The 15,660-nt window shown below is 69.9% G+C and carries 17 protein-coding genes; 10 read left to right on the top strand and 7 right to left on the bottom strand.

Going from position 1 to position 15,660, the window contains the following annotated elements; translation table 11 throughout:
• Nucleotides 1–47: 47 nt before the first annotated feature.
• Both IFR11_RS00160 and IFR11_RS00155 read right to left on the bottom strand, forming a co-directional pair.
• Nucleotides 48–641, bottom strand: a complete 594-nt coding sequence (locus IFR11_RS00160; protein WP_191914838.1) for a DUF6264 family protein — start codon at nt 639–641, stop codon at nt 48–50.
• Nucleotides 638–1,699, bottom strand: coding sequence for a 4-hydroxy-3-methylbut-2-enyl diphosphate reductase (locus IFR11_RS00155; RefSeq protein ID WP_181015947.1), 1,062 nt, complete (start codon nt 1,697–1,699; stop codon nt 638–640). The genes IFR11_RS00160 and IFR11_RS00155 overlap by 4 nt, the downstream gene beginning before the upstream one ends.
• Before the next feature lie 66 nt (nt 1,700–1,765).
• Here IFR11_RS00155 and xseA point away from each other — a divergent pair, with 66 nt between their 5' ends.
• The 7 genes from xseA to IFR11_RS00120 are packed head-to-tail and all read left to right on the top strand — an operon-like array spanning nt 1,766 to nt 8,178.
• Complete coding sequence (gene xseA, locus IFR11_RS00150; RefSeq protein ID WP_191914837.1) at nt 1,766–3,091, top strand: exodeoxyribonuclease VII large subunit; 1,326 nt, start codon at nt 1,766–1,768, stop codon at nt 3,089–3,091.
• Between the two features lies 1 nt (nt 3,092).
• Nucleotides 3,093–3,332 carry an exodeoxyribonuclease VII small subunit gene (locus IFR11_RS00145; protein ID WP_441005403.1) on the top strand — a complete coding sequence of 80 codons (240 nt, stop codon included), beginning with the start codon at nt 3,093–3,095 and terminating at the stop codon, nt 3,330–3,332.
• A complete protein-coding gene (locus IFR11_RS00140; protein ID WP_191914835.1) occupies nt 3,332–3,964 on the top strand; it encodes a DUF4245 family protein in 633 nt (210 codons plus the stop codon). Before IFR11_RS00145 ends, IFR11_RS00140 begins: the two co-directional genes overlap by 1 nt.
• Nucleotides 3,961–4,629 carry a carbonic anhydrase gene (locus tag IFR11_RS00135; protein ID WP_082509617.1) on the top strand — a complete coding sequence of 223 codons (669 nt, stop codon included), beginning with the start codon at nt 3,961–3,963 and terminating at the stop codon, nt 4,627–4,629. Before IFR11_RS00140 ends, IFR11_RS00135 begins: the two co-directional genes overlap by 4 nt.
• A gap of 45 nt (nt 4,630–4,674) precedes the next feature.
• Nucleotides 4,675–6,069, top strand: a complete 1,395-nt coding sequence (locus IFR11_RS00130; RefSeq protein ID WP_070409673.1) for a class II fumarate hydratase — start codon at nt 4,675–4,677, stop codon at nt 6,067–6,069.
• A 40-nt stretch (nt 6,070–6,109) separates the two neighbouring features.
• Nucleotides 6,110–7,525 (top strand): sensor histidine kinase, encoded by a 1,416-nt coding sequence (locus IFR11_RS00125; RefSeq protein WP_191914834.1) that lies wholly within the window; start codon nt 6,110–6,112, stop codon nt 7,523–7,525.
• Nucleotides 7,522–8,178: a response regulator transcription factor gene (locus IFR11_RS00120; RefSeq protein ID WP_191914833.1), complete on the top strand. Its 657-nt coding sequence runs from the start codon at nt 7,522–7,524 to the stop codon at nt 8,176–8,178. Before IFR11_RS00125 ends, IFR11_RS00120 begins: the two co-directional genes overlap by 4 nt.
• A gap of 345 nt (nt 8,179–8,523) precedes the next feature.
• Here IFR11_RS00120 and IFR11_RS00115 read toward each other — a convergent pair whose 3' ends face one another.
• Entirely contained in the window at nt 8,524–9,885 is a 1,362-nt protein-coding gene (locus tag IFR11_RS00115; protein WP_191914832.1) for a PhoH family protein, read from the bottom strand.
• Nucleotides 9,886–10,134: 249 nt separating this feature from the next.
• Nucleotides 10,135–10,908 (bottom strand): isoprenyl transferase, encoded by a 774-nt coding sequence (locus IFR11_RS00110; RefSeq protein ID WP_055837794.1) that lies wholly within the window; start codon nt 10,906–10,908, stop codon nt 10,135–10,137.
• Nucleotides 10,909–11,073: 165 nt separating this feature from the next.
• Here IFR11_RS00110 and trhA point away from each other — a divergent pair, with 165 nt between their 5' ends.
• Nucleotides 11,074–11,766, top strand: a complete 693-nt coding sequence (gene trhA / locus IFR11_RS00105; RefSeq protein WP_191915152.1) for a PAQR family membrane homeostasis protein TrhA — start codon at nt 11,074–11,076, stop codon at nt 11,764–11,766.
• 28 nt (nt 11,767–11,794) lie between these two features.
• On the opposite strand, the gene IFR11_RS00100 is transcribed toward trhA, so the two are convergent.
• On the bottom strand, nt 11,795–12,055 hold the full coding sequence (locus IFR11_RS00100; RefSeq protein WP_055939530.1) for a hypothetical protein: 261 nt from the start codon (nt 12,053–12,055) through the stop codon (nt 11,795–11,797).
• 63 nt (nt 12,056–12,118) lie between these two features.
• Between IFR11_RS00100 and IFR11_RS00095 the strand changes: the two genes are divergently transcribed.
• Together IFR11_RS00095 and greA are read left to right on the top strand one after the other, a co-directional pair.
• The gene (locus tag IFR11_RS00095) at nt 12,119–12,514 is read left to right on the top strand and encodes a DUF4307 domain-containing protein (protein WP_055836069.1); all 396 of its coding nucleotides are present in this window, start codon (nt 12,119–12,121) and stop codon (nt 12,512–12,514) included.
• A 106-nt stretch (nt 12,515–12,620) separates the two neighbouring features.
• Nucleotides 12,621–13,112 carry a transcription elongation factor GreA gene (gene greA, locus IFR11_RS00090; protein ID WP_055836066.1) on the top strand — a complete coding sequence of 164 codons (492 nt, stop codon included), beginning with the start codon at nt 12,621–12,623 and terminating at the stop codon, nt 13,110–13,112.
• A gap of 80 nt (nt 13,113–13,192) precedes the next feature.
• Here greA and ilvA read toward each other — a convergent pair whose 3' ends face one another.
• A complete protein-coding gene (ilvA, locus tag IFR11_RS00085) occupies nt 13,193–14,422 on the bottom strand; it encodes a threonine ammonia-lyase (RefSeq protein ID WP_055836063.1) in 1,230 nt (409 codons plus the stop codon).
• Nucleotides 14,419–15,609, bottom strand: coding sequence for an AI-2E family transporter (locus tag IFR11_RS00080; RefSeq protein WP_055836060.1), 1,191 nt, complete (start codon nt 15,607–15,609; stop codon nt 14,419–14,421). The genes ilvA and IFR11_RS00080 overlap by 4 nt, the downstream gene beginning before the upstream one ends.
• Nucleotides 15,610–15,660 lie beyond the last annotated feature (51 nt).

The following is a 15,660-nucleotide window of genomic DNA, read 5'->3' as shown; positions in this document are numbered from 1 at the left end:
TCCCCTCTCTTCGTTCACGGGGAACACGGGATACCGGGCCGGACGGTTCAGTTCGGGACGCTGCCGATGATCGCCGTCATGAACTGCTGGTCGCCGACCAGGGCCAGCGTCACGCAGAGGCCGGCCAGCAGCGCCGTGACGACGAAGCCCGCGAGCGGGATCCAGAACGCGACGCGCCCGCGCCGCAGGCGGCGCCAGGTGAGCACCGCGGTGAGCAGCCAGCCGATGCCGTAGACGAAGGCGGCCGCCGCACCCCAGAGGTATCCGGCCGACAGGTTGGTGTAGCTCGCGTCGACACCGAGGATCTTGGCGGCGGTCTCGGCGTACGTGGGGAAATCGAGCAACTGCACGATCGTCGACACCGTCGACACCAGTCCGTACGCGAGCAGACCGCCCGTGAGGATCCGGTCCCAGAGCGGCCCGCGCAAGCCCACACGCCCGGTACCGGCCGACGGGGTCGCCTTCTCGGCCACCGGCGCGACGGGTTCGGGCTGCGGTGCGACCCCGGCCTCGAGCGCCTCGGTCACCTCGGGACGCTGGATGCGCGCGCGCTGTTCCTCCGGCGTCGCGTACTCGCCGTACTGTGGGCGGGGGCGCGCGTCGTCGCCCGGGGCGGTCGACCGTTCTGCGCCGTCGCTCACGCGCTGCTCCGGCCGCCGAGCGCGCGGCTGTCGCGCTTGCCGCTGGCATCCTGTCGCAGTTCCTTGGGGAGCGAGAAGATCAAGTCCTCCTCGGCGGTGCGCACCTCTTCGACATCGCGGTATCCGGCGCGGGCGAGCTCTTCGAGCACCTCGCTCACGAGCACCTCGGGCACCGAAGCGCCGCTGGTGACTCCGACGGTCTCGACACCGTCGAGCCACTCCTGCTTCACCTCGTCGATGTAGTCGACGCGATAGGCGGCCTTGGCGCCGTACTCGAGGGCGACCTCGACCAGACGCACGCTGTTCGAGGAGTTGGCCGATCCCACGACGATGACCAGGTCGGCGCCGACAGCGACCTTCTTGATCGCGACCTGACGGTTCTGGGTGGCGTAGCAGATGTCGTCCGAGGGCGGGTCCTGCAGCTGCGGGAAGCGCTCGCGCAGGCGCCGCACGGTCTCCATCGTCTCGTCGACCGACAGGGTGGTCTGCGAGAGCCAGACGACCTTCGACGGGTCACGCACCTCGATGGCATCGGCGTGCTCGGGAGAGTTGACCACCGTCACGTGCTCGGGGGCCTCGCCCGCGGTGCCCTCGACCTCTTCGTGGCCTTCGTGGCCGATCAGCAGGATCTCGAAGTCGTCACGCGCGAAGCGCACGGCCTCGCGGTGCACCTTGGTCACGAGGGGGCAGGTCGCATCGATCGCCTGCAGACCCCGATCGGATGCCGCCGACACCACGGCGGGCGACACCCCGTGCGCGCTGAAGACGACGTGCGATCCCGGGGGAACTTCGTCGACCTCTTCGACGAAGATCGCCCCCTTCTTCTCGAGCTCGGTGACCACGTGGATGTTGTGCACGATCTGCTTGCGCACGTACACGGGCGCGCCGTAGCGCTCCAGGGCCTTCTCGACGGCGATGACCGCGCGGTCGACGCCCGCGCAATAACCGCGCGGCGCCGCCAGCAGCACCTTCTTCTTTCCCTGTACGGGGATATCCTGGAGCCGCCCGCGTCGACCCGGGATACGGGGAACGGGCAGTTGGACGACAGGTGTGCTCACCCCTCGATTCTATCGGGGCGCCCCTGGATGCCGGCCGAACCGGCCACCTCGACCCTTCCGGAGACCATGACCTCGTTCCAGCCCGAGACCATCGCGGGGCAGGCGCCGCCCGCCGACTCCGTGCACCCCCGCGAGTCGAGCACCGATGCGCCCACCTCGGTGTCGCGGCTGAACGACACCATCCGCGGCTTCATCGAACGATGGGGTTCGGTCTGGGTCGAGGGCGAGATCACCTCGTTCAACCGGCGCGGCGGCAACGTGTTCGGCCGTCTGAAGGACCTCGGCACCGAATCGACCGTGGCGTTCCGCATCTGGTCGAGCACGCTCAACCGCCTCCCCGCAGACCTCAAGGTGGGCGACCGCGTCGTCGCGTGCGTGAAGGCCGACTACTTCCCCCGCACGGGCGACTTCTCGTTCGCCGTGTCGGCGATGCGGCACGTGGGGCTCGGCGAACAGCTCGAGCGCCTCGAGCGCCTGCGCGTGCAGTTGGGGTCCGAGGGTCTGTTCGACCCGGTGCGCAAGAAGAAGCTCCCCTTCCTCCCCCACTGCATCGGGCTCATCACGGGTGAGAACTCGGATGCCGAGAAAGACGTGCACCGCAACGCCGAACTGCGGTGGCCCCGAGTGAACTTCCGCACGAAATACGCCGCCGTGCAGGGCGAGCGCTGCGTGCCCGAGACGCTCGCCGCGCTCAAGGCGCTCGACGCCGACCCCGAGGTCGACGTCATCGTCATCGCCCGCGGCGGGGGCGATCCGCAGACGCTGCTGGGCTTCAGCGACGAACGACTCGTGCGGGCCGTGGCCTCGGCATCCACCCCGATCGTCAGCGCCATCGGACACGAGAACGACCGCCCCCTGCTCGACGACGTCGCCGATGTGCGCGCATCGACCCCCACCGACGCCGCCAAGCGCGTCGTGCCCGACGTGGCCGAGCAGCGGGCGATCGTGGCGCAGCTGCGGGCCCGGCTCACCGGCCGACTGACCCAGCGCGTGCTGCACGACATCGCGCAGCTCGAGCAGATCCGCTCGCGCCCGGCGCTGCGCACTCCGCACTCCATGCTCACCTCCCGTGCGCAGGAGCTGTGGATGCTCTCGAATCGGGGCCGCGACATCGTCGACCGTCGGCTCGAGAGCGAACGTCGCCGCACGCGCGAGCTCAGCGCGGGCCTGCGCGCGCTCTCCCCGCTCGCCACCCTCGCCCGCGGATACGCGATCGTGCAGAGCGACGGCGGCTCCGTCGTGCGCGACGCCCGCGACGCCCCCGCCGGCGCCGCCCTGAAGATCACGGTCGAACAGGGCACGCTCGCCGCGCGATCCGAGGGCGCCCTGCCCGACGACCGACCGCTCGACGCCGAGGCACCGGGCGACGGCGCGACCGCGCGTCCCGCCTAGAATGGATGCCATGACCGCGACGACCCCGGGCTCCGCCTCCGACGTCGCCACCCTCTCGTTCGAGCAGGCCCGCGACGAACTCGTGCGCGTGGTCGCCGAGCTCGAGCAGGGTGCCCCCACGCTCGAGGAGTCGCTGGCGCTCTGGGAACGCGGCGAGAAGCTCTACGCGCGCTGCGAAGAATGGCTCCTGGGCGCGAAGCGCCGGCTCGATGCCGCTCGCGGTGACGCAGGGGACAACTGATGGCCCGCGTCGTCGCCCATCTCGGCCGCCCCGAGACCCCGCAGGAGGCGGCCGACCGCAAGGCCGAGTCGTCGCGCCGGTATCGCTCCAGCAAGACCTTCCGCAACCTCATCGCCGCGCTGCTCGTGACCGTGGCCGTGGTGCTCGTCGTCGTGGCCGCCGTGCCGCGTGGCGAACCCGCCCCCCGTCCCGAGCCCGACGTGGTCGCCCTGGCGGCTGATCTCGGAAGCGATCGCGGGCGTCCGGTGCTCACCCCCTCGCTCGGCGAGGGGTGGCGCGTCAACCAGGCCACCATCGAGGGCAGCGGCGGCACGCAGGCGTGGACCATGGTCTACGTGCGCTCCGGTGAGTCCGGCTTCCTCCGGATCGCGCAGGGCTTCGACGCCGACGAGGCCTGGGCCGGACAGCTGCTCGACGGAACCCGGGCCACCGACACCGTGACGATCGACGGCATCGAGTGGAGCGTCTACCGCCCGGCGAACCCCGCGGGCACCGGCAACATCGACTACGCGCTGGCCACCGCCGCCGGCCCCGACTACGTGCTCGTGTACGGCGACGCCGCCCCCGAGACCGCGGCCCTGGCGGCCGCCTCCGTGACATCCCAGATCGAGCAGTTGAGAGAGGTCCCGTGAGCGAGCGCATGACCCCCCACCAGGTGTGGGAGCAGATGGTCGAGGGAAACCGTCGTTTCATCTCCGGCGCACCCGCCCACCCCCGGCAGGACGTCGAGCGTCGCGCCGAACTGGCCTCCGCGCAGCACCCTTCGGCGGCACTGTTCGGCTGCTCCGACTCGCGCCTCGCGGCCGAGATCATCTTCGACGAGGGCCTCGGCGACCTGTTCGTCGTGCGCAACGCCGGCCAGGTCATCTCCGACTCCGTGATCGGCAGCCTTGAATACGCCGTGGGCGTGCTCGAGGTCCCCCTCATCGTGGTCCTCGCCCACGACGCGTGCGGCGCCGTCGGTGCGGCCATCGAGAGCACCGGGGTCGATGCGCCCACCCTGCCCGCGTACATCTGGCGCCAGATCGCCCCGATCGTCCCCGCGGTGCGCCGCGTCCAGCGCGCCGGCGCCGTCGAGGGCCGCGTCCCCGACGCCGTCGATCCCGAGCTGGTCGGCCGCGAACACCTGCGCTACACCGTGGGCGAGCTGCTGCGGGCGTCCGAGCTGATCAGCGAAGCCGTCGCCGAGGGCCGCTGCGCCGTGGTGGGCGCGAACTACCGACTCGACGAAGGGGAAGCCTTCCCCGTCGTCATCGTGGGCGACATCGACGACTCGCGCGTCGAAGCGCCCGCGTGATGAGCCCCAACTGAAGCAGAACGACCGACCTGGAGGAACGACGACGTGACCGACATCGAGTACCGCATCGAACACGACACCATGGGTGAAGTGCGCGTGCCGAAGGACGCCCTGTACGCCGCGCAGACGCAGCGCGCCGTCGAGAACTTCCCCATCTCGGGCTCGGGCCTCGAGTCGACGCAGATCGCGGCCCTCGCCCGCATCAAGAAAGCCGCCGCCCTGGCCAACAAGGAGCTGGGAACGCTGGATGCCGGTATCGCCGACGCCATCGCGCAGGCCGCCGACGAGGTCGTCACCGGTCAGCACGACGCGCACTTCCCCGTCGACACGTACCAGACCGGCAGCGGCACCTCGTCGAACATGAACATGAACGAGGTGCTCGCGACGCTCGCGACCCGCATCCTCGGCTCGACCGTGCACCCCAACGACCACGTCAACGCGTCGCAGTCGTCGAACGACGTCTTCCCGACCTCGGTGCACATCGCCGTCACCCAGGCGCTCATCACCGACCTCATCCCCGCCCTCGACCACCTCTCGGTGGCGCTCGAGGCCAAGGCCGACGCGTGGAAGGGCATCGTGAAGTCGGGGCGCACCCACCTCATGGATGCCACCCCCGTCACCCTCGGTCAGGAGTTCGGCGGCTACGCCCGCCAGATGCGCCTGGGCATCGAGCGCGTGCAGGCCGTACTCCCCCGCGTCGGCGAGGTCCCGCTCGGCGGCACCGCCGTCGGCACCGGCATCAACACCCCGCTCGGCTTCCCGCAGAAGGTCATCGAGCTGCTCGCGGCCGAGACCGAGCTGCCCATCACCGAGGCCAAGGACCACTTCGAGGCCCAGGCCAACCGCGACGGTCTCGTCGAGGCATCCGGAGCCCTCCGCACGATCGCCGTGTCGCTGACGAAGATCAACAACGACATCCGCTGGATGGGATCGGGGCCGAACACCGGCCTCGGCGAGCTGCACATCCCCGACCTGCAGCCCGGATCGTCGATCATGCCCGGCAAGGTCAACCCGGTCGTCCCCGAGGCCACCCTCATGGTGTGCGCCCGCGTCATCGGCAACGACGCCACGGTCGCCTGGGCCGGTGCGTCGGGCTCGTTCGAGCTCAACGTCGCCATCCCCGTCATGGGCACGGCGCTGCTGGAGTCGATCCGCCTGCTCGCCAACGCCATGCGGGTGCTCGCCGACAAGACGATCGACGGCCTCGAGGCCAACGTCGCTCGCGCCGAGGCGTTCGCCGGCATGTCCCCCTCGATCGTCACCCCGCTGAACAAGGTCATCGGCTACGAGGCCGCCGCCAAGATCGCGAAGCACTCGGTCGCCAAGGGCATCACCGTGCGCGAGGCCGTCATCGATCTCGGCTACGTCGAGCGCGGCGAGATCACCGAAGAGGTGCTCGACGCCAAGCTCGACCTGCTGTCGATGACGCACCCGGGCTGAGCCGCACGACGACGACGCCGAGGCGCGCCATAATCGGAGGATGAGCCCCACGACGAGACCGATCTCGACGCGGGTGCGAATCCTCGGCGCGATCCTCGGCGTCGTCCTGCTCGGCATGATGATCGCCGGCGGCATCACCTTCGCCGCTCAGCGCGAGCGTGTGCTGGCGAACGCGCAGAAGCAGCTCGACGGTTTCGCCTCGTCGGTGGCGTCGAGCTCCGACGACCCGGTCGACCTGGTCGCGGGAACGATCCCCGGCCGCACCGACGGCACGCTCGCTTTCGACGGCGACCAGGTGCTCGCCGCGACCCCCTCGCCCCCCGGTCTGGCCATCGCCGACGATCCGGTGCTCCTGGCCTCGCTGACCGCCCGTCTCGCCGACCAGCAGCTGAGCGGGCAGGCCGACAGTTCCCACGGGCCCGTGCTGTACGTCGCCGTCGCGGATCGCGGAGCGACCGCCGTGCAGGTCATCTCGATCGACCAGCGCATGGAGCTGGTGGCGCTGTCGACGACCACCTACGCCCTCTCGGCGGTGGGAGTCCTGCTGCTCGTGGCAGTCGCGGGGTGGTTCGTGACGGGCCGCCTCTTCTCGCCACTCAAGCGCCTCCGCGACACCACCGACGCCATCACGATCGACGACCTCGGTACGCGGTTGCGCGCACACGGGTACGACGAGATCTCCGACCTCACGACGTCGGTGAACGGCATGCTCGACCGCCTCGCGATGTCGGTCGACGCGCAGAGACACCTGCTCGACGACGTGCGGCACGAGCTGAAGACGCCCATCACCATCGTCCGCGGACACCTCGAGATGATGGACCCGTCCGATCCTCAGGACGCCTCCGATACCCGTGATCTCGGGATCGCCGAGCTTGACCGCCTGGCGCGCCTGGTCGACGACATCGACGCCCTGGCCGATGCCGAGACGGCCACCCTCTCGGCATCCCTCATCGACGTCGGGGGTCTCACCGACCGGGTGGCCGAACTCGTCGGGGCCATCCCCCATCACACCTGGAGCATCGAGGCACGGGCATCGGGCCGTGTCCACGGTGATGCCGACCGTCTCGTGCAGGCGTGGTTGCAGCTGGCCGACAACGCGGCGAAATACACCCCCGCCGGCTCCGCCATCGAGATCGGCAGCAGCGCCGACGACACGACGGCGCGGCTGTGGGTGCGCGATCACGGGCCGGGCATTCCGCCCGCCGCCCGTCACCGCGTCTTCCGCCGCTTCGATCGGATCTCCCCCGGGCGCGGGATCGAGGGCTCTGGTCTCGGCCTCGCCATCGTCGACGCCATCGTGCGCGCGCACGACGGACACTGCTCGGTGGGCGACACCCCGGGCGGCGGCGCCACGATGACCCTCCACCTCCCCCTCGTGCGCGGACGCTCCGCCGCCGAGCTCCCCACCCCGGTTCGCGCCGGAGACGTGGTCCTGCAGAGAGAGGCAACCGGATGACGCGCATCCTCATCGCCGAGGACGAAGAACGCATCTCGGCTTTCGTGGCCAAGGGCCTCGCGTCGGCGGGGTATCAGACGGTCACCGTCGGCGACGGCGCCGAAGCGCTCGACACGGCGCTGTCCGGTGAGGTCGACCTGGTGCTCCTCGACGTCGGCCTTCCCTCGCTCGACGGCTTCGAGGTGCTCCGCAGCCTGAGGGGGCAGGGTTCGTCGGTGCCCATCATCATGCTGACGGCTCGTACCGGCACGCGCGACACCGTCGAGGGCCTCGACGCCGGGGCCAACGACTACGTCGCGAAGCCGTTCAAGTTCGACGAGCTGCTCGCGCGCATCCGGTCGCGCCTGCGCGAACCCGTCCCGACGGGCACGATGACCGTGGCCCACGGCGACGTGACGCTCGACGTGCTCGCCCGCCGCGCGACCGTCGGCAGCCGCGCGATCGATCTCAGCGCCCGCGAGTTCGCCCTCGCCGAGGAGCTCATGCGCCACGCGGGCCAGGTACTCAGCCGCGAGCAGTTGCTGAGCCGGGTGTGGAACATGGACTTCGATCCCGCGTCGAACGTCGTCGACGTGTACGTGCGCTACCTGCGCGCCAAGCTCGGCGCCGCGCACATCGTCACGGTCCGAGGCGCGGGGTACCGCTGGGAGTGACAGGCACGGGGCGAGGTGCGGTGCCACCGCCCCGGGGCCGGCCGAGCACGGCGGCGACCGTGCGCGGAAACTCGAAACCCCCGGTGGTGTACCGGGGGTTTCGAGGAGATCACGTTCACTACCGGCCGACGTACCCGAACGACGGCGGCAGGGGTGGAACGGATCTCGGGTTTCCTCAGGGGGAACCGCCGAGGCGGTGACGAGGTTTCCCTCGCCTATGTGTCCAGCCTGAGGGGTCAAAGTGAGAGCGCGGGGAGGTGGACATGAGAAAGCTCTCATGTGGACCCGCAAGCACGAGAAGAGGGTCGGGACACCGTGGCATCCCGACCCCTCCTCGACCGCGGATCAGGACAGTTCGCCGGCCTCCAGCAGCTCGGTGACCAGGGCGGCGATGGCGGAGCGCTCCGAACGGGTGAGCGTGACGTGGCCGAAGAGCGCGTGCCCCTTGAGCGTCTCGATGACCGAGGCCACCCCGTCGTGCCGACCCACCCGCAGGTTGTCGCGCTGCCCCACATCGTGGGTGAGCACCACCCGCGAGTTCTGGCCGATGCGGCTCAGCACCGTCAGCAGCACGTTGCGTTCGAGCGACTGGGCTTCGTCGACGATGACGAAAGCGTCGTGCAGCGACCGACCGCGGATGTGCGTGAGCGGCAGCACCTCGAGCATGCCCCGCGCCAGCACCTCCTCCAGTACGTTGCCCGAGACGACCGAACCCAGGGTGTCGAAGACCGCCTGACCCCAGGGGCCCATCTTCTCGGCCTGGTCGCCGGGCAGGTAGCCGAGCTCCTGACCACCCACGGCGAACAGCGGCCGGAACACGATGATCTTCTTCTGCTGCTGACGCTCCAGCACGGCCTCCAGCGCCGCGCACAGGGCCAGCGCCGACTTCCCGGTACCGGCACGTCCGCCGAGCGACACGATGCCGACCTCGGGGTCGAGCAGCAGGTCGAGCGCGATGCGCTGCTCGGCCGAGCGACCGTGCAGCCCGAAAGCGTCGCGGTCGCCGCGCACGAGCCGGTACTCGCCGTTCCCGGTCACGCGCCCGAGGGCTGATCCCCGCTCGGAGTGGATGATGAGACCGGTGTTGACCGGCAGCCCCACCACCGACTCGCTGACGGCGACCTCGCTCTCGTACAGGTCGGTCATCTCGTCGCCCGACACGTCGAGCGAGGTGATGCCCGTCCACCCCGAGTCCATCGCCTGCTCGGCGAGGTACTCCTCGGTGTTCAGGCCGAGCGATGCCGCCTTCACGCGCATCGGCAGGTCCTTCGACACGACGGTCACCTCGGCGCCGTCCTGGGCGATGTTCATCGCCACGGCGAGGATGCGACTGTCGTTGCCGCCCATCCGCATGCCCGAGGGCAGCACCTGGGGGTCGGTGTTGTTCAGCTCGACACGCAGGGTGCCGTCGGTGCCCACGGGGACGGGGAAATCGAGGCGGCCGTGCTCGACGCGCAGTTCGTCGAGGTGGCGGAGGGCCTGGCGGGCGAAGTAGCCGATCTCGGGGTCGTGACGTTTGCCCTCGAGTTCGGTGATCACCACGACGGGGATCACCACCGAGTGCTCCGCGAAGCGGAAGAAGGCCCGCGGGTCACTGAGAAGAACGGAGGTATCCAGGACATACGTGCGCAGGGCCTGGTCGGATCCGGTTTCGGATCCGGTGTTCTCGACGACGCGACGCTGGTCGTATGGTGCTCGTGCAGTCACAACCCACTCCCGACCCGGGTGAATCACCCGGTTGCCTCGAGTCGACCTGTGGGTCACGAGTCGCGATCCGAAGGTCGACCCGACCGGGCTCCGTGCCCGATGTGATCACCGTACGTCTCCGCGACACCGACGCGGGTCGTTAACACGCCACGAATGTGACGACTTCGTGAACAGCACGTTTTGGCGCCCGGCGGCGTGGAGATCACTCGCCTCGGAGGTCGCCCCTCGGCGCCCGAGCGGGTCGTCCTGCTACTGCCCGTAGCGTCGGTCGCGCGCCGAGAAGTCGCGGATGGCCCGCAAGAAGTCGACCTCGCGCAGATCCGGCCCCAGCGCCTCGACGAAGTAGAACTCGGAGTGCGCCGACTGCCACAGCAGGAAGTCGCTCAGCCGCTGCTCCCCCGACGTGCGGATGACGAGGTCGGGATCGGCCTGACCGCCCGTGTACAGGTGCTCGCCGATCTGCTCGGGGGTGAGGCTCGCGGCCAGCTCTTCCATCGAGCCGCCCGAGGCGTCGTGCTTGCTGATGATGGAGCGCACGGCATCCACGATCTCGCTGCGCCCGCCGTACCCGACCGCGAGGTTCACGTGCAGACCCTCGTGACCGCGCGTGCGCTCGGTGGCCTCGTGCAGCACCTCGGCGAGCTCGGGCGGGAGCCCTTCGGCGCGACCGACGTGCTTGACGCGCCAATCGGGCTCGTGCGAAAGCTCGCCGGCGAGCTGGGCGATGATCTCGAGCAGGTCCTGCAGCTCTTTGCTGTCGCGCTTGACGAGGTTGTCGTTGGACAGCAGGTAGAGCGACACCACCTCGATGCCGAGGTCGTCGCACCACCGCAGGAACTCGTGCATCTTCGCGGCGCCCGCGCGATGCCCGTGAGCGGCGCTGTCGTACCCGAGCTGACGTGCCCAGCGGCGGTTGCCGTCGATCATCATGGCGACGTGGTGCGGCACGGTGGCCGGCATGCGGCGACGCAGGCGCGAGATGTACAGACGGTAGAGGGGGCCTCGCCCCTCGTTCCTCCACACGCGCGCCACCTTCCTACGCTACCGCGTCCCGGCCCGTTCACCGTGAACGTTCAGGTGCCCCTCGCTGGGGAAAGGGTGAGCCCTGCCCCCATGTACGCACCCTGGCATGGGGGCGGACGTAGGGTCGAAGACGTGACGCGCACGACCCCCTCAGACGGACCCGACATGCCCCAGCTCCCCCTCCTCGACGCCGGGGCGGTCGGCGCGCAGGCCGAGGTCAAACCCACCTGGCGCGGCTGGATCCACGCCGGAACGTTCCCCGTCGCGATCGTCGCGGGCATCGTGCTGATCGTTGTGGCCCAGGGAACCCCGGGCAAGTGGGCCGCGGCCGTGTTCACGGCCACCTCGATGCTGCTGTTCGGCAACTCCGCCCTGTACCACCGCTTCCACTGGAAGCCCAAGACGCTCGCGGTGCTCAAGCGCATCGACCACGCGAACATCTTGCTTCTGATAGCGGGCACGTACACGCCCCTGGCGGTCCTGGCCCTGCCGACGCCCAAGACGGTGCTGCTGCTCTCGATCGTCTGGGGCGGCGCGATCCTCGGCATCCTGTTCCGCGTGTTCTGGATCAACGCCCCGCGCTGGCTCTACGTCGCGCTCTACCTCGCCCTCGGGTGGGCGGCGGTGATGTACCTCGGCGACCTGCTCGCGGCGAACGTCGCGATGATGGTGCTTGTCGTGGTCGGCGGGCTGCTCTACACCGGCGGCGCGGTGGTCTACGCGATCAAGAAGCCCAACCCGTGGCCCGGGCACTTCGGGTTCCACGAGATCTTCCACGTGTGCACCGTGTTGGCGTTCCTCTGCCACTGGACGGCGTGCCTGCTGATCGCCCTCGCCCCGGCGTACCACGGCGGATGACCCCGGATGCCGGGACCTCCGGCAGGAGTCAGACGCGCGGGGCGGTGGGGTCGGTGTCGTCGGCCGACGCCTCGCGTGCCCGCGCTTCTTCGGCGTCGAGCTCCGCGTTGACCTCTTCGCGGTACCGGCCGCGGCGGATGCGACGCAGCATGTCCCAGACGAGCAGGAACACGGCGACGCCGATGAACGCGATGGCGGCGAAGCCGAGCGGACCCGGCGTGACGATCGCGGGGTCGGGAGTGACGGCCGGGGTGGGCGTTGTCGCGAGAGCGACGAGCACGGGGAGCATGGAGTCCTTCGGTCCGGGCGGAAGCGCGTAGCCTGGATGTCCAGCCTAAAGCCCGGAGAGACCATGACGACGCAGGCCCAACTCGACGACCGCTACGGACGCACGCGTTCGCCGCGGCGGCGCATCGTGGGGTGGTCGATCGTGGCCGTGCTCGCCCTCGGCGCGATCGGGTACCTCGGCTGGACGACGGTGGCCGGCAGCCTCGGTTCGGTCACCGCGACCGACACCGGGTTCACGGTCGAGAACGAGCGCTCGGTCTCGACGACGTTCCAGATCACCGCCCCGGTCGGCGAGCCCGTCGCCTGCGCTCTCGAGGCGCGCGACGAGGAGCACGGGACGGTGGGATGGCGGGTCGTGCAGTACCCGGCATCCGAGGAGCATTCCCGCGCGTTCACCGAGCAGATCCCGACGCTCGCGCTGGCGACGACAGGTTTTGTCAACGCCTGCTGGGTGCCGTAAACTCGCGGGATCACGACGCGCCCCGGCTCGATGCCGGGGCGTTCGACATATCCCCCGCCGACGGCTCCCGAACCCGCGCCGTCTGCGTTTCGACGAAGGAGTAACCGTGTCCAACGACGCTCAGGTGACGTTCCTCACGCAAGACGCCTACGACCGCCTGCACAACGAGCTCGAGCGCCTCTCGACCACGGGCCGTGAAGAGATCGCCAAGCGTATCGAGTCGGCGCGCGAAGAGGGCGACCTCAAAGAGAACGGCGGCTACCACGCCGCGAAAGACGAGCAGGGCAAGCAAGAGGCGCGCATCCGCACCCTCCAGCAGCTGCTCAAGGACGCCAAGGTCGGCGAGGCTCCCGAAAGCCACGGCGTCGTCGAGTCGGGCACCGTCGTGACTGCCATCGTCGCTGGCGGCGAAGAGGTCTTCCTCCTCGGCAACCGCGAGATCGCCGTCGACTCCGAGCTCGACGTCTACAGCGAGGCCTCGCCGCTGGGCGCGGCGATCCTGGGCCTCAAAGAGGGCGACAAGGGTTCGTACACCGCGCCGAACGGCAAAGAGATCAAGGTCGAGATCGTCAAGGTCGAGACCTACTCGGGCCAGTAAGCCCCACCGTCCGCGAGCCGCTCTCCCCTTCGGGGTGGGCGGCTCGCGGCGTTCGCGGCACGGGTGGTGCGCTCAGCGCCTCAGTTGGGAACGACCGTGGCCACGAACCCGGCGTCTTCCAGCGTGCGGATGACGAGGGCCCGGTGCTCTTCGCCGCGGGTCTCGACGCTCAGTTGCAGCACGACCTCGCTGATCTGCATGCCCTGACCGTGACGCGTGTGAAGCACCTCGATGACATTGGCGCCCGCCTGGGCGAGGAGTTCCGACACGCGGGCGAGCTGGCCCGGACGGTCGGGAAGCGGGATGCGCAACGACATGTAGCGACCGGATGCCGCGAGGCCGTGCGCCACGACGCGCTGCAGCAGCAGCGGGTCGATGTTGCCACCCGACAGGATCGCCACCGTGGGGCCGGTCGCCGTGACCTTTCCGGCCAGGATGGCGGCGACACCGACGGCACCCGCGGGCTCCACGACCTGCTTGGCGCGCTCGAGCAGCACGAGCAGGGCCCGGGCCATGTCGTCTTCGGTGACCGTGACGACCTCGTCGACGAACTGTCGGACGAGCTCGAACGGGAGATCGCCGGGCCGCGCCACGGCGATGCCGTCGGCGATGGTCGGCGTGGTCTCGATCTGCATCGGGTACCCGGCGGCCAACGACGACGGGTACGCCGCGGAGTTCTCGGCCTGTACGCCGATGACGCGCACGGTGCGCCCCTCGGCGGCAGCGCGCGTCTTCACCGCCGTGGCGACTCCCGCGGCGAATCCCCCGCCGCCGATGCCGACGATCACCGTCTCGAGGTCGGGCATGTCTTCGACGAGCTCGAGCCCGAGCGTTCCCTGGCCCACGACGATGTCACGGTGGTCGAACGGGTGGATCAGCACCGCGCCGGTGCGCTCGGCGAACTCGGCGGCCAGACGCAGCGGGGTCTCGACGGTGGCGCCCTCGAGGATGACCTCGGCGCCGTACCCGCGCGTGGCCAGGAGCTTCGGCAGCGGCACACCCAGCGGCATGAAGATCGTCGCCGCGATGCCGAGCTGCTGCGCGGCGAGGGCGACGCCCTGCGCGTGGTTTCCGGCGGAGGCGGCGACCACGCCCCGGGCACGCTCCTCGGCGGTCAGGCGCGAGAGACGGTATGTCGCGCCGCGGATCTTGAACGAGCCGGTGCGCTGAAGGTTCTCGAGCTTGAGGTTGACCGGCACGCCGAGCAGTTCGGTGAGGTGCAGCGATTCGTCGAGGGGCGTCCGCGTGATGATGCCGCGCAGAGCCTGCGCGGCATCTTCGAACTCGGCCAGGGTGGGAGTGTCGTTCATGTCTTCCTTCCGCGCTCGCGCGGGACGGTCTGCCAGATGAGATCTCGGGATACCAGGGCCTCGCCGTCGTGCTGCCACGCCTTCGAGCTGAGGTATACGGCGACGACGTTGACGAAAGCGGCGAGGGGCACGGCGAACAGCGCGCCGGCGATCCCGCCGATCATGGCACCCCCGGCGACGACCAGAACGACGGCGAGCGGATGCACCTTGACGGCCGAGCCCATGAGGATCGGCTGAAGGATGTGGCTCTCGACCTGCTGGACGCCCAGCACCACGATCAGCATGAACAGCGCGATGAGCGGTCCGTTGTAGACCAGCGCGATGAACACCGCGAGAGCGCCGGTGGCGACGGCTCCCACGAACGGGATGAACGCGCCGAGGAACACCAGCACGCCGATCGGGATCGACAGCGGAACGCCGAGCAGGAAGGCACCGAGGCCGATGCCGACCGCGTCGATGGTGGCGACGAGCAACTGCGTGCGGGCGTAGCTCTTCACCGTTCGCCAGCCGGCCCGACCGGCGCCGTCGACCGCGGGGCGGGCGACGCGCGGGAAGAGCCGCGTGGTCCAGCGCCAGATTCCGCCGCCGTCGGCGAGCAGGCACAGGAGGATGAAGAAGGTGAGCAGCAGCCCGGTGCCCACGTGCCCGAGCGTCGTTCCGATGGCGAGGGCCCCGGTCCACAGCACCTCGGCCTGCTGCTGCAGGAACGTGCCCGCGCGGTTCAGGCCGTCGTCGATCTGCTGCGCACTGAGGTGCAGCGGGCCGTCGATGAGGTACTGCCGGAACTGACCGACCGCGGCGACCGTGCGCTCGCGTACCGACCCGGACTCTCGGGCGATCTGCCAGACCGCGAGCCAGACCAGGCCCGAGATGATCGCGATGGTGGTGAGCACCGTGACGACGATGGCGAGCCACTTGGGCCACCGGTGTCGGAGCAGGAACGAGAAGCCGGGCCACACCAGCGCGGTGACGAGGATCGCCACCAGCAGCGGGATGACGAGCAGCTTCAACTGGATGACGATGAAGATGACGACACCGAGGGCCGCGGCGATGATCAGCAGCCGCCACGCGTAGGCCGTGGCCTGGCGCAACGCCGGCGGAACCGGGGGCTGCAGATCGCTCGAGACGGTGCGCCGCTTCAGGGCGTCGAGGAAGGATCCGCGGGGTTCGGGATCGGTTCCGGTCATTCCGTCAGCCTACCGCCGCTCTCCCCGGCGATCGCTGCGATGTCGGCGGTG

Source organism: Microbacterium sp. CFBP 8801 (genome assembly GCF_014839455.1).
Taxonomy (GTDB): Bacteria; Actinomycetota; Actinomycetes; order Actinomycetales; family Microbacteriaceae; genus Microbacterium.
The sequence above is the reverse complement of the archived record's forward strand: the minus strand, read 5'-3'. Positions and strand labels throughout refer to the sequence as shown.

Bases quoted from the DNA above. Each gene is read 5' to 3' on its own strand.
- trhA (WP_191915152.1), top strand. From the start codon at position 11,074: ATGCCCCAGCTCCCCCTCCTCGACGCCGGGGCGGTCGGCGCGCAGGCC.
- ilvA (WP_055836063.1), bottom strand. From the start codon at position 14,422: ATGAACGACACTCCCACCCTGGCCGAGTTCGAAGATGCCGCGCAGGCT.
- IFR11_RS00095 (WP_055836069.1), top strand. From the start codon at position 12,119: ATGACGACGCAGGCCCAACTCGACGACCGCTACGGACGCACGCGTTCG.
- IFR11_RS00140 (WP_191914835.1), top strand. From the start codon at position 3,332: ATGGCCCGCGTCGTCGCCCATCTCGGCCGCCCCGAGACCCCGCAGGAG.
- IFR11_RS00100 (WP_055939530.1), bottom strand. From the start codon at position 12,055: ATGCTCCCCGTGCTCGTCGCTCTCGCGACAACGCCCACCCCGGCCGTC.
- IFR11_RS00120 (WP_191914833.1), top strand. From the start codon at position 7,522: ATGACGCGCATCCTCATCGCCGAGGACGAAGAACGCATCTCGGCTTTC.
- xseA (WP_191914837.1), top strand. From the start codon at position 1,766: ATGACCTCGTTCCAGCCCGAGACCATCGCGGGGCAGGCGCCGCCCGCC.
- IFR11_RS00080 (WP_055836060.1), bottom strand. From the start codon at position 15,609: ATGACCGGAACCGATCCCGAACCCCGCGGATCCTTCCTCGACGCCCTG.
- IFR11_RS00125 (WP_191914834.1), top strand. From the start codon at position 6,110: ATGAGCCCCACGACGAGACCGATCTCGACGCGGGTGCGAATCCTCGGC.
- IFR11_RS00145 (WP_441005403.1), top strand. From the start codon at position 3,093: ATGGATGCCATGACCGCGACGACCCCGGGCTCCGCCTCCGACGTCGCC.